At 71.5% G+C, this 13,182-nt stretch carries 9 protein-coding genes; 3 read left to right on the top strand and 6 right to left on the bottom strand.

From position 1 onward, the window contains the following. The first annotated feature begins 3 nt into the window (after positions 1–3). Together WMF45_RS49800 and WMF45_RS49795 are read left to right on the top strand one after the other, a co-directional pair. Positions 4–291: an MSMEG_0570 family nitrogen starvation response protein gene (locus WMF45_RS49800; protein WP_437547865.1), complete on the top strand. Its 288-nt coding sequence runs from the start codon at positions 4–6 to the stop codon at positions 289–291. Positions 292–331: 40 nt separating this feature from the next. Then, complete coding sequence (locus WMF45_RS49795; protein ID WP_437714350.1) at positions 332–1,243, top strand: methylenetetrahydrofolate reductase; 912 nt, start codon at positions 332–334, stop codon at positions 1,241–1,243. A 32-nt stretch (positions 1,244–1,275) separates the two neighbouring features. On the opposite strand, the gene WMF45_RS49790 is transcribed toward WMF45_RS49795, so the two are convergent. The 5 genes from WMF45_RS49790 to WMF45_RS49770 all read right to left on the bottom strand — a co-directional run bounded on the left by WMF45_RS49790 (position 1,276) and on the right by WMF45_RS49770 (position 6,516). Beyond that, a complete protein-coding gene (locus WMF45_RS49790) occupies positions 1,276–2,439 on the bottom strand; it encodes a flavin reductase (protein WP_437714348.1) in 1,164 nt (387 codons plus the stop codon). A 147-nt stretch (positions 2,440–2,586) separates the two neighbouring features. After that, complete coding sequence (locus WMF45_RS49785; protein ID WP_437714346.1) at positions 2,587–2,955, bottom strand: cupin domain-containing protein; 369 nt, start codon at positions 2,953–2,955, stop codon at positions 2,587–2,589. A gap of 18 nt (positions 2,956–2,973) precedes the next feature. Further along, positions 2,974–3,438 carry a hypothetical protein gene (locus WMF45_RS49780; protein WP_437714344.1) on the bottom strand — a complete coding sequence of 155 codons (465 nt, stop codon included), beginning with the start codon at positions 3,436–3,438 and terminating at the stop codon, positions 2,974–2,976. Between the two features lie 56 nt (positions 3,439–3,494). Continuing rightward, positions 3,495–4,493 carry an FHA domain-containing protein gene (locus WMF45_RS49775; protein WP_437714342.1) on the bottom strand — a complete coding sequence of 333 codons (999 nt, stop codon included), beginning with the start codon at positions 4,491–4,493 and terminating at the stop codon, positions 3,495–3,497. A 34-nt stretch (positions 4,494–4,527) separates the two neighbouring features. Further along, a complete protein-coding gene (locus WMF45_RS49770) occupies positions 4,528–6,516 on the bottom strand; it encodes a methyl-accepting chemotaxis protein (protein ID WP_437714340.1) in 1,989 nt (662 codons plus the stop codon). Positions 6,517–6,935: 419 nt separating this feature from the next. On the opposite strand from WMF45_RS49770, the gene WMF45_RS49765 reads away from it, so the two are divergent. Then, the gene (locus WMF45_RS49765; protein WP_437714338.1) at positions 6,936–8,741 is read left to right on the top strand and encodes an ATP-binding protein; all 1,806 of its coding nucleotides are present in this window, start codon (positions 6,936–6,938) and stop codon (positions 8,739–8,741) included. 263 nt (positions 8,742–9,004) lie between these two features. Here the strand turns inward: WMF45_RS49765 and WMF45_RS49760 are convergent, their stop codons facing one another. Then, positions 9,005–12,895, bottom strand: a complete 3,891-nt coding sequence (locus WMF45_RS49760; RefSeq protein ID WP_437719667.1) for a DUF4215 domain-containing protein — start codon at positions 12,893–12,895, stop codon at positions 9,005–9,007. Positions 12,896–13,182: the final 287 nt, after the last annotated feature.

The following is a 13,182-nucleotide window of genomic DNA, read 5'->3' as shown; positions in this document are numbered from 1 at the left end:
CGTATGCCGGAGATGCGCTTCGTTATCGAGTGGCCGAGCGGCGAGCAGCAGGTCTGTTACTCTCCGTCGCTCGTCGTGAAGGAGCACCTCGACGTCGGGGAGAGCTACGATCTCGACGACTTCGTGTCGCGTTGCCGGACGGCGCTCGATATCGCGAGCGAGCGGGTCCTCAAGAAGTATGGGTTCCCCTGCAGCCTGGCGCGGGCCGAGGCGGCGCGCATCGCGAGCGCGGCCGCGCGGTTCCACGGCCGGAGCGGGGCCAAGGTCCGGGTCCTCAGGTTCGTCGAGTGACGGAGTCCTCAGGTTCGTCGAGTGACGGAAGGAGCAGGAGATGGTGACGAAGTCGAAGATGGAGCGCCTCCTCAGCGAGCGCCAGTTCCTCGTTTCCGCCGAGCTGACGCCCCCGCGTCACTACGATCTGGAGAAGTTGCTGAAGCACGCCCGAAACATGGCGGGCTGTGTGGATGTGGTGCAGATCAACGATCACCTGCTCTCGCAGGCGCGCTGCGCCAACATGGCAGTCGGCCATTTCGTGAAGCAGGAGGGGCTCGAGCCGGTGCTCCAGTTCTCGCTCCGCCACAAGAACAAGATCGCCCTCCAGGGCGACCTCCTCGGGATGGCGGCGCTCGGGCTCTCGAACATCATCGTCCTCGGCGGCTACCCGTGCGCCATCGGCTCCGATCCCGACGCGAAGGAGGTGAGCGACGTCGACAGCTTCGCGGCGATCGAGCTGACCCGCCGGCTGACGCGCGAGGGGAAGCTGTTCAACGGAGACGTCGTCTCGCCCGCGCCCTACTTCCACGTCGGGACCATCGATTTCCCGTGCGCGGAGCAGGCGATCGCCGGGGCGATGGACCGGCTCGCCGCGAAGATCGACGCGGGCGCGAGCTTCATCCAGGTGCAGGCGGTGTTCGAGCTCGCGTCGATGCGCCGCTGGATGGCCGCGGTGGTGGAGCGCGGGCTGCACGAGCGGGCGCACTTCATCGCGGCGATCTTCCCGTTCGCTGGCGTGGACCGGCTGAGCTTCCTGCAGAAGGTGCCGGGCCTCGTGGTCCCCGAGCACCTGATCGAGCGTGTCCGCCAGAGCGGCGATGCGGAGGGGGAGAGCTACCGGATCACGCTGGAGCTCATCCGCGGGCTCCGCGACATCCCCGGGCTCTCGGGCATCCACATGCGGTCCATCGGCGCCGAGGACTGGGTGCCCCGGCTGGTCGACGAGGCAGGGCTCCGGCGGCCGGCATGAGCCTCTAGCGCGGGGCGCTTCGGGCGGCGCGCTCAGGCCTTGCGGGCGATCCAGAGCAGCGCGAGGCCGTTCATCCGGCGCTCGCGGCGGTCGACCTGGAGCCCGGCGCCGCCGAGCTCGCCGCCGAGCTTGTCCTCGGTGTGACGGTAGGTGACCTCCGCCGCGTCGGCCCACGCCAGCATCGCGTGGGCCGTCGACGGGTTGTACCGGTGGCCGCGCAGGTAGCCGGCCATCGCGGCGCGGCTCATCGTCGCCGCGGGCTCGAGCAGCGCCAGGCGGCCGCCCGGGCGGAGGACGCGCGCCGCCTCGGCCAGCACCGGGCCCGGCTCGGGCAGGTGCAGGAGCAGGTTCGACGCGGTCACCACGTCGAACGAGGCGTCGGGGAACGGCAGCCGCGTCGCCAGCGCCTCCCGGAACGTCACGTTGTCCAGGCCGAGCGCCTTCGCCCGCTGCGCGGCGCGCTCCACCATCGCCGCCGTCGCGTCGATCCCGATCGACTCGTGGCAGCGGCGACCCATCTCGCGCGTCAGGCGGCCCGTGCCGCAGCCGAGGTCGAGGCACCGCTCCTCGACGCCCGGATCGACCAGCGTGACGAGCTCGTCGATGAGCGTCGCATAAGGGCCCTCCGCCTGCATGCGATCGAAGAAGTCGACGAGCTCGTGGAACGGGGTCGCCTGCTCTCGCGCCGCATAACGATCGCGCCACCGCCAGACGTCGTCGAGGGCCTGGTACGTCCCCCGGTAATACAGGAGCGGCGCGCCCGCCTCCCCCCGGCCCGACGCGAGCACGCGACCGACATAGATGATGTGATCGCCCCCGTCGTACGTGTGCTCCACCTTGCAGTCGAGGAAGGCCAGCACGTCCTTGAGGATCGGGCTGCCCGACTCGGCCACGTGAGCCTCGGTGAGCACCGCCTGCCGATCGATGTCCGTGCCCTTGCCGGCGAACAGGTCCGAGAACTCCCGCTGCTGCTCCCGCAGGATGTTCACCGCGAAGACCCCGGACGCCTCGATGGCCGCGCTCGTGCGCGACCGCCTGTCCGCGCAGAACAGCACGAGCGGCGGGTCGAGCGAGACCGCGCTGAACGAGTTCACCGTCATCGCCTGCGGCGTGCCGTCCTGCACCGTGGTCACGAGCGTGACCCCGGTCGCAAACTGGCCCAGCACCTTCCGGAACTCCGCGGGATCGAAGAGCATGGGCCATAGTACGCGCTCGGCGCCCACCAGGGATCGAGGATCTGCGCGGAGCGGTGGGCGGCGCCAGCGCGCGCGCCGCGCACCGCGATGCGCGCATCCTGCGACGGCGCCGCTCAGATCACGCGCCGGCGCCGCGCACTGCGGAGCTCACTCGGCGTCGCGCCGCGCCAGGTCCGGCGCGAAGGCCGGTATGCAGAGCGCGAAGTACTCGCTCTCCTCGTCGAACGGGTTGCTGTAGCGGACGCGCTGATCGGGCTCCGTCCAGAGGGCCTGGCCGGCCGAGACGTCGACCACCTCGCCCGCGATCTCGGCGCGCACACGGCCGCGGATCACGAGCGTCAGCTCGCCGAACGAAGGCGTCTGCGCCGGCTCGCCCCAGCCCGGCGGGGCCACCATGTGCGCCAGGCTGAACCCCTCCGTGCCGGTGTTCACGCGGCCGAAGAGCTCCTCGATCAGCTTGCCGCCTGGGACGGGGATCCGGGCCCTGGAGGTGACGAGACGGTAGGGATGCGCCATGGGGTACCTCGCGTTCAATCACATCGCGCGCGTCCGATCATCGGACACGCGGTAGAGCTGCATGAGCAGGTGACGGCCGCCGTACGGCTGCAGGTAGCGGATCGCGCCGGCCTTGCTCGCCATGAAGCGATGGTAGCGCCGCGCCGGCACGGCGATGAGATCGCCCGCGCCGACCCAGACCCGCAGCCAATCGTCGTTCGTGCAACGGATGTCGTAACAGCCCTGTCCCTCCACGAAGAGCCGCACCTCGTCGCCCAGGTGACAGTGCTCGTCCGCCTCTCTCGCGCTCTCCGCCTCGTCGCGCGGCTTGCTCCCGTCGCGGCGGACGTCCTCGTGCTCCGTCCATCCGCGGTCCGCGACCACGCGCTGCAAGGCGAGCGCAGCTGCGCCCGGGTCGAACGCGCCGCACCGGATCCCTTCCGCCTCAAGCTCCGCCTCGGTGGCCTCGCCCTCGCCGTCAGCTCTCATTCGGATCGCACGCATGCGCACCCCTCCGGGACTGCGCTTTTCGAACCCTGCGCGCGCGCGACGTCAAGACGCTAAGAGCGCCCAAGCAGCCACAACAGGCCAGCAATGCTGAGCGCCAGCACACCAAGCGCGAGCAGGGCAATGAGCGCCTCTGTGAAGCCCCACCCACTTCCCTGCGCCGCGCGAGACGCCGGAGCCGCTTCAGCGGGCTGCGCGAGCGGCGAACTCGTGCTCACCGAGGCAGGCGGAGGCGTCGGCGTGGAATGCGCTGTCTTCGGCTCCTCGAGCGAAGGCGGCTCGAACACCGCGTCTGGACGGAGCGGCTCACACGGGCTGCGCTCGATCTCCGCGAGCGCCTCGGCCGCCGGATGCTCGAAGATGAGCCGATCACCCGAGATCGCGAGCACCTGTCCAGGACGCCAGATCGTATCGAACTGAGGCACCGGAACGCCGTCGAGCGAAGCGCCCGAGCGCGATCCTAGATCTTGAACAGAGAATTGATCGCCCCTGCGGGTAATGGCCAGATGACGGCGAGAGACGTCCGGGTCGTCGAGGACGAGATCGGTGTCCTTGGCGCGCCCGAGGATGTAGGGCCGCGCCGCCTCCTCGATCTGCAACACGCGGCCGGTGTCCGGGCCCTCGACGACGACCACGCGCGGCGCGGGATCCTCCCCTTGCGCGGCGAGGCCGCGCGCGACGAGCTCGAGGGCGAGCTCCTTGGCGGCGGCCGCCGGGGCGGCCTTCGCGACCGCCGGCTCGATCCGGAGCAGGAGCCACACGCGCCCGATGCGGATGCGGTCGCCGGTCTTCAGGGGCATCGCCGTGCGCAGGGCGATGCGTGTCTTGCCGAGGAACGTGCCGTTCTCGCTGCCCTCGTCGAGGAGCAGGTACGTGGCGCCCCGCTGCCGGATCGACGCGTGCCGGGGGCTCACGCTCGTGTCGGGGAGGCGCACCTCGCAGCCCTCCGCGCGGCCGAGGATGACGCGGGGCGCGTCCAGCGTCAGGGAGAGCTCGCCCCCGTCCGCCTTCCCCGCCCCGTCGGGCGCGAGCACCACGATCGTCAATGCCATCGATGCTGCCTGCGCGCGAGGGGGCGGCTCGGCCTCAAATCGCCGCCGTACGACGCATCCGCTCGGTGGCGCTGAGGAGCTGGCGCACCGCCTGGTCCTGCTGCCGCGCCGCCTCCTCGATGCGCTTGCCGGCCTCGACGAGCTGCTCGCCGCCGCGCGTCTGGCTGCGGTGCGAGGCGTTGAGGCTGTTGACCCCGTGCGAGATCTGCTCGATCGCGCTCGTGATCTGGCGACCGCCGCGCGCCTGCTCCTGGCTCGACCGCTCCACGTGCTGCGTGATGGTCCGCATCTTCTCGGCGCTCTTCATGATGAGCTCCGAGCCGCGCGCCTGCTCCGCCGTGGCGGCGGCGATCTGCTGCACCGTCTCGGCGATGCGCCCGATCGCGTCCGTGACCTGCTTCGACCCCTTGGCCTGCTCGACCGTGGCGCGGGCGATCGCGCGCACCATGTTGGTCGACTTCTGCGAGCTCTCGTGGATCTTCTTGAGGGCCCGCTCGGCCTCGTTCGAGACCTCGACGCCGCGGTCGACGTTGTGAGCGCCGCGCTCGACGGCGGCGATCGCGTTCTTTGACTCGGACTGGATCGTCTTGATGAGCTCGGCGATCTCCTTCGTGCTGCCGCCGGCGCGCTCGGCGAGGTCCTTGATCTCGTCGGCGACGACGGCGAAGCCCTTGCCGTGCTCGCCGGCCTGGGCGGCGATGATCGCGGCGTTCAGCGCGAGGAGGTTCGTCTGCTCGGCGACGTCGTCGATGACGGCGAGGATCTGCCCGATCGCCTCGATGCGGAAGCCGAGGTTCGAGATGACCGCCACGGCCTCCTGGCTCGACTCCTTGATGCGGTAGATCTCGCCGATCGTCTTCAGGATCGCCTCGGCGCCCTTCTCGGCGTCGGTCGCCACCTCCTCGGAGAGCCGGGCCGTCTCGTTCGCGTTCGACTGGACCTGGTCGATCGAGACGTCCATCTGGTTCATCGAGGAGCTCGTCTCCTCGGCCGTCAGCGCCAGGGCGTCGACGTTCTTCGCGACCTCGCGGATGGAGTAGGCCATCTCCTCGATCGAGGAGACCGTCTCGCGCACGCTCGACCCGAGCTCGCCGACGTTCTCGGCGACCTCCTCGTTCGTGGCCGTCATCTCGAGGATGCTCGAGCTCGACTCCTCGGCGCTCGACGCGAGCGACTCGACCGACTGCGCGATGTTGGCGAGGGCGGTCGTCATCTCGCGGATGTACACGGTCGCCTGCTCGCTCGCGTGCATGACGCTGCTCACGCCGTCGCTGAGCTTGGGCAGCAGCTCGTCGAGGAGCCCCGTGGCCTGCGACAGCTCCGAGCGGCGCTGCTTGTCGCGCAGCTCCGCCTGGGTGATCCGCTCCGCGATGCCGCTGAGCTCCGCGTAGAGGCGCGAGAGCTCGGACGGCGCGCCCGCCGGGACGCGCACCCGCTCGCCGGCAGTGGCGCGGAGCACGGCGTCCACGAGCGCGTCGACGTCGATGTCGGGGCCGCGCTGCGCGAGCTCGTTCACCTTGCGGGTGAGCGTCGAGCACTCCCGCTCGAGGGTGTCGCGCTCCTTCGCGATGCCGTCGCGCTCCCGGCTCACGGTGTCCCGCTCCCGCTCGAGGGTGTCGCGCTCCTTCGCGATGCCGTCGCGCTCCCGGCTCACGCCGTCGCGCTCCCTCGCGAGCTTGTCGCGCTCCTCGGCGAGCGCGTGGCGCTCCTCCGCGAGCTCGAGCTGGCGGCCGGCGATCTCGGCGATCTGCTCGTAGGTCTCGGCGACGTCGGCGGGGGCGCCCTCGGGGAGCTTGGGCCGCTTGCCCCGGGCGGCGCCGCGGAGCGCGTCGCGCAGGCCTCCCAGGGGGACGCCGCCCTTGGGCCCGAAGCTCGCGTACAGCACCGCCCCCGCCGCGGAGAAGCCGAAGACCATGAACAGCTGGCCCGAGAACTCCGCCAGCGACTTCGACGCGAAGCTCAGCCCGAGGCCGATGGACGCGAGGATTGCGGCGATGGGGATGGAGAGCTGCTTGGCGTTCATTTCGTGCGTTCCAGCGCGGTCGAGCTGCGGCGCGCGCGTTGGCCGGCGCGCCGAGGGCGACCCCGAAGGACGACCGAGCGTAAGAGGCGAGTGCCCCCCGGTGCAAGGAGAGCGCGCGGCAGAGGCGCGGCAAGCGCCGGCAAGCTACCGAGGGCAGGCGAGCCGTGAACCGAGATCTCCTGGGCAGAGGCGCAGGGGGCGGGCCCGCGCGGTTGGGGGAAACGCGATGAACTTGGACGATCTCGACCCGATGGCGTATGCACGGGGGTTGCGGCGGAGCGGGAGCCCGCCGCGGGGGCTCGGCACCGGCGCCGATTCCTCTAGGTTCGACCGCACCGACCCTGAACACCGCCGCGGACCGCGGCGGCCGCCCGGCCGTACCGGCGGCGGCGCGGCCGGGCGGGCGTGGCTGTCCCGCCATGTCCCTCGCCGCTCGCCTCCTTCTCGCCTTCGGGCTCGTCGCGATCATCGCGACGGCGTTCGTCGGGCTGACCCTCCGCGAGGCGTCGCGCGAGATCATCGAGGGCGGCTTCGCCGAGCGGATCGACGCGGCGCATGCAGGCGTCCGGCAGCAGCTCGCCTGGGAGGCCGACGCGCTGCGCGACCTCCTGCCGCCGCTCTGCCGGCACGACACGTTCGTCGACAAGGCCCACGTCGAGCTCGAGCGCGCCAAGGGCGACCCGGACGCGATGGATCCGGGGAGCCGCATCGCCCTCGGGCGGCTGGTCCCGAGCCAGGCCAAGGCGCTGCGCCTCGACGAGCTGTCGCTCGTGGCGGGCGACGGGAGCGTCCTGGGGGCCGAGGACGCCGCGCGCCTCGGCGCGCGCGACAAGCGGCTCGCGGAGCTGATCCAGGCCCCCGGGGGCGCGCCGCGGCTCCGGCCGGCGAAGGCGGGCGGCGAGCCGTCGCTGGAGGTCCACTGCGCCCTGTCGAACCACGGCGTGACGATCGGCCTCGTCGGGGCGCGGCGGATCGGCCCGGTCCTCGCGCGGATCGGCGAAGCGTACCATGTGCGCCTCACTGCGGCGCGGGAGGGGGAGCTCGCCCCTCGGAGCAGCGAGGCGGAGGTGGTGCGCGTCCTCCATTTCGCCGAGATCCCGGGCCTTGACGTTGTCGCGTCCGTTCCGCGCGATCCGCTGAGGCAGGCCCTCGCCCGGCTCGATCGTGCGATCGCGCTGACCGGCGCCACGGTGCTGGCGATCGCCGTCGCGATGGCCGTCGTGCTGGCGCGCAGCCTGTCGCGGCCGCTCGTGGCGCTGGCCCGCGAGACGCGCGAGGTGATGAGCGGCGCGCCGCGGCGTGTGGAGGGGCGCGGGGGGCGGGAGATCGCGGATCTCGCGGCGGCGTTCAACGCGACCATCGACGAGCTCGCGGCGATGCGCAAGCGCCTGGCCGCGACGGAGCGCATCGCCGCGCGGCGCGAGGTCGCGCGCCAGATCGCCCATGAGATCAAGAACCCGCTGGCGCCCATCCGTGCGGCGGTGGAGACGCTGCGCCGGCTCCGGCAGCGTGACGACCCGGCGTTCGACGACTACTTCGCGGAGGCGACGTCGACGGTCCTGAACGAGGTGCACCGCATCGCGAACATCGTGACCGAGTTCACCCAGTTCGCGCGCCTGCCGCCCCCGAACCTCACGCCCATCGACCTCGTCGCGGTCGCGCGCGGCGTGATCACGCTGCACGCCGCGCCGGCGTCGGCCGAGGCGACCTCCAGCGCGGGGTTGTCCTCCGGTGCGGGGTTGTCGTCCGGCACCGGCGTGACCTCCGGCGCGCCGTCGCCGCGCGTGGAGCTCGTGGCGGATCCGATCCCGGAGGTCTCGGCCGATCGCGATCAGCTGATCCAGGTGCTCACGAACCTGGTCCAGAACGGCCTGGACGCCGCGAGCGCCGTCCGGCGCGACCCACGCGTCTCGGTGACCATCGGCCCGCTGCCCAACGACCGCGTGCGGATCGTTGTGCGCGACAACGGCCCTGGCGTGGCGGAGGACATGGTGCCGCGTCTGTTCGAGCCCTACGCGACCAGCAAGGAGAAGGGGACGGGTCTAGGCCTCGCGATCGCGCAGCGGATCGTGTTCGAGCACGGCGGAGAGATCACCTACCGCAAGGCCAAGAAGGGTGGTGCTGTCTTCGAGATCTGGCTGCCCATCGCGGGCCCCCCTCTCCTGGAGAAGCCGCTGGGCGACACCACGGTCCGCCCGCGCCCCCCCGACGCGCCGCGCTCGTGAGCGTTCCCGCTCCCAGGTGAGCCCCATCCAGGGTGCTCTCCCGCCCCCCGTGCGCCCTCCGCCGAGCGCCGCCGACGCCCTCTACCGACCGACGCCGACGCCCTCTACCGACCGACGCCGACGCCCTCTACCGACCGACGCCGACGGTCACCCGCACAGGAGACGGGCCCAGATCGGTGTTTTCGGCGCGGAAGCGTACTCCTGTACGCTGAGCACCGAAAACGCCGAGGTGGGCCCGGATCCGCAGCGGGTGACCGTCTCTACTACTGGGGTTGGCCGTCGTGTTTGCAGGCCGAGCTGCAGCCGTCGCCGCTCGTGTTGTTCGCGTCGTCGCACTCCTCGTACAGGCTCTGACGCACGCCGTCGCCGCAGTACGGGCCGTAGATGCACCCCGGCGCGCACTTGCCGTAGCCGCCGGTGTTGTTGCCGTCCCCGTCGTCGCACTGCTCGGGGCCGTTGACAACGCCGTCGCCGCAGCGCGGGCCGTACAGGCAGCTGGGGCCGCACTCGCCGTAGCCGCCGTCGTTCACGCCGTCGTCGCACTGCTCGCCGAGGTTGGCCTGCACCACCGAGTCGCCGCACTGGGCGCCGAGGCGGCAGTTCTCGCTGCAGCCGGCCGCCGCGTTCGGGGGATCGCACTGCTCACCCCAGTCCTCGTCGACGCGGCTGTCGCCGCACTTGGCCGCCGGCGTGCAGTCGGGGAAGCAGCTGCCGTAGAAGCCGTCGTTCACGCCGTCGTCGCAGGTCTCAGCGCCGTTGACGCTCGCGTCGCCGCAGTACGGCCCGTACGCGCAGTGCTGCGTGCACCCGTTGTAAGCGCCGTTGTTGTCGGCCTCGCCGAGGTCGCAGTCCTCCTCGTCGGGCTGCACCACGCCGTCGCCGCAGCGCGGGCCGTAGAGGCACATCGGCGCGCACTCGCCGTAGCCGCCGTCGTTCGAGCCGTCGTCGCACTCCTCGCCGTAGCTCGCCTGCACCACGGCGTCGCCGCAGAGCGCCCCGAGCTGGCAGCCCACGCAGTTCGGGTCGGACGGATCGTCGCACTCCTCACCCCACTCCTCGTCGACGTTGCCGTCGCCGCACCGCGGGGCGGGCGTGCAGTTCGGGTTGCACGTGCCGTAGAAGCCGTCGTTGCTGCCGTTGTCGCACTGCTCGGGGCCGTTCGTCGCGCCGTCGCCGCAGTACGGCCCGATCTCGCACTCGAGCGTGCAGCCGCCGTAGCCGTTGGCCGTGTTGCCGGCGCCGAGGTCGCACGCCTCGTACGGCGCGTTGACCGCGCCGTCGCCGCACCGGGGCGGGGCCACGCACCCCGGCGCGCAGGCGTTCGAGGCGTTGGCGTACGCGCTGTTGTTGAGCCCGTTGTCGCACGCCTCCGGGCCGTTCCTCTGGCCGTCTCCGCAGTAGGGCCCGAGCTGGCAGTTGTTGCACCCGCCGTAGCCGGCCCCGTTCTCGGTGCCGTCGTCGCACTCCTCGCCCGGCGTCACGACAGGCGGGTCGACCCCGCACTGCGGCGAGCAGACCGACGTGCCGGCGCTGAAGCCCGACAGCGTGAGCTGGTAGTTCGACCCGGTGACGTGGCGCTCGGCCTGGAACACCGCGATCTCGTAGACCTTGCCCGGCTCGAGGTTCAGGTCGACCACGTAGTTGGTGCCGCGGTCCGTGCAGCCGGAGGTGGCGGGGCAGGGGGTCACGCGGGCGTCGCCGTTGTCCAGGATGGTCACGCTCTCCTGGAGCTGCGCGTGAATGCTGCCGATGTCCGCGGTCAGCGTGTTCTTGATGAACACCCAGACGTCGTCGTCACCGAAGAAGGTGAGCACCGGATCGGCCGCGGCGCCGTTCGGCGTGAACTGGAACCAGTACCGGACCTCGCTCGTGAAGTAGTAGTTGTGCGAGGGGTTGCTCTGCTGCGCCCGCTCCAGCCCGGCGGAGACCAGGTTGTTGCTGAGCACGGGATCGCCGTTCGGCGGGGTGCGGTCCACGGGCCAGAACGGGTTCCGCTGGTACACGTACCTGCCGGCCTGCGGGGTCAGCTCGATGGTGGTGACGAGCGTCCTGTTGAAGTCCGGGTTGTCCCGGTACCACCACTGGAAGTTGTTCTGCCCCGTGGTCCAGCCGTTCGAATCGTCCGGCGTGACGAAGTCGGGGCCGAACCTGCTCACGGGCTTGCCGGCGGTGTCGAGCGTCGGCTGGACGATCCTGTCGATCTGATTGCCGCTGGGGGTGATCTCGAAATCGAAGTGGCCGACGAGCCTGTCGTTCAGGTTGGCGTCGCACGCGGTGTTGCTGACGTTGCGGTTGTAGTCGGCCGGGCACCAGCCGATGAAGTCGCGGATGACCATCGGCAGCCGCATCTCGGTGGGCTGAACGGCGCAGGTGTAGCCCGGCTCGATCGTGCACGTCGCGGAGCATCCGTCGCCGCTCACGGTGTTGCCGTCGTCGCACGCCTCGGTGGCGTCGCCGGGCAGGAGCATGCCGTCGCCGCACTTCGAGATGCACGCGCCGCCGCTGCAGTCCGGCTCGCCCTTGCAGTCCGGCGTGCAGCCGTCGCGCCAGTTGCCGTTGCCGTCGTCGCAGGCCTCGGTGCCCTCGCGAATGCCGTTGCCGCAGACGGAGTAGCCCGTGCAGTCCTGGGGCACGGCGCTGTTGCACACCCGCCCGGGCTCGATGCGGCACGTGTCGTCGCAGCCGTCGCCCGAGACGAGATCACCGTCGTCGCACTGCTCGGCGCCGCGCTTGCGCCCGTCGCCGCAGATGGTCTTGCAGGGGAACCCGACGCGCGAGCAGTCCCAGCCCACCTCGATCGTCTGGCAATCGGCGCTGCAGCCGTCGCCGCTCGCCGGGGGCTGCTTCCCGTCGTCGCACACCTCGGTGCCGCCGATTTTGCCGTCGCCGCACACGGGCGGCGGCGGCGGGGTGCAGCGCCCGCCCGCCGGCGGGCACGTCCAGCCGACCTCGATCTTGCACTGCGCGGTGCAGCCGTCGCCGCCCTCGGGGGACGTCCCGCCGCCGTCGTCGCACTGCTCGCCGAGCTGCACGACGCCGTCGCCGCAATAGGTCCTCACGGTGCAGGGCTGGCCGGGCCTGCAGACCCAGCCCTCCTCGAGCCGGCAGTCCGCGGTGCAGCCGTCGCCGCTCGCCGGCGGGTCGTCGCCGTCGTCGCACTGCTCGTTGCCGCTCACGCGGCCGTCGCCGCACAGGTAGAGCGGGATGCACGGCTCACCGGGCGCGGGGCACACGTACGCCGGGTCCTTCACCTGGCAGTCGGCGGAGCAGCCGTCGCCGCCCACGGCGTTGCCGTCGTCACAGAGCTCGCCCGGCTGCACCTTGCCGTCGCCGCACTCGATCAGCCGCACGCAGGGCGATCCGGGGGTCGGGCAGTTGTAATAGGGCTCCTGCCGGCACAGGCTCGAGCAGCCGTCGCCGCTCTCGGTGTTGCGGTCGTCGCACCCCTCGCCGGTCTCCTTGGCGCCGTTGCCGCAGACCGGCAGCCGCGTACACGGCTGACCGGGCCGGCTGCACTGGAACCCCGCCTCGCGCTTGCACTCCGCGCTGCAGCCGTCGCCGGACGCGGGCGGGTCGTCGCCGTCCTCGCACTCCTCCGAGCCGTTCACGCGGCCATCGCCGCAGTCGTAGAGCAGGATGCACGGCTCGCCCGGCTTCGGGCACACGTACGAGGGGTCGACGTAGTAACAGTCGGCGCTGCAGCCGTCGCCATCGACGTTGTTGCCGTCGTCGCAGAACTCGCCGGGGTCGACGACGCCATCGCCGCACGCGATGGTCAGCTCGCAAGGCCGACCGGCCGTCGGACACTCCCAGTAAGGCTCGATCTGGCACTGCCCCGAACAGCCGTCGCCCGGCAGCGTATTGCCGTCGTCGCAGGCCTCGGACGCCTGGTTCAGCGCCGCGTCTCCGCAGGCGGGGTCGGGAGGCAGGAAGCACTCGGGGGGCGGATCGGCGACGTCGCACGGGTCCGGCTCGCCGCCGCCGTTGCCGCCGAGGCCGATGCCGCTGCCCACCGTGAACTCGGGCACACCGCCGGCGCCGCCGGCGCCGCCGACGCCAGGCGAGCCGCCGCCGGAGTTCGCGCCGCTCCCGGAGCCGGTCGCATCGCTCGTGGTCGCGCCGCCCCCGCCGCAAGCGACCGTGATCTGAAGCAATCCCACCGCCAAAGCCAGATAAGAAGTCCTTAAACCCACGGCCACCTCGATAACGCACGTTGCGCTCTTCCCGAGCAAACGGCGCTAGACACACTTTATCGTAAAAGTGCACCCCGGCTCCAGGCGAAATTGGCGGCGCTGCTGTGCTCGGCGCGGGTGGGTCTTCATTCGCGCTTCGTTCGCCCTCATCGCCAGTCGCCGCTGTAGTTCTGCGCCTTGGTTCTGCGCCCAGGCGTCCACCTCGGTCCTGCGCGTTGGTCTTGGCGTCCTGGCGTCTTGGCGCAATT

Source organism: Sorangium sp. So ce448 (assembly GCF_051520915.1).
GTDB lineage: Bacteria > Myxococcota_A > Polyangia > Polyangiales > Polyangiaceae > Sorangium > Sorangium cellulosum_B.
This window is presented reverse-complemented; position numbering and strand designations above follow the sequence as displayed.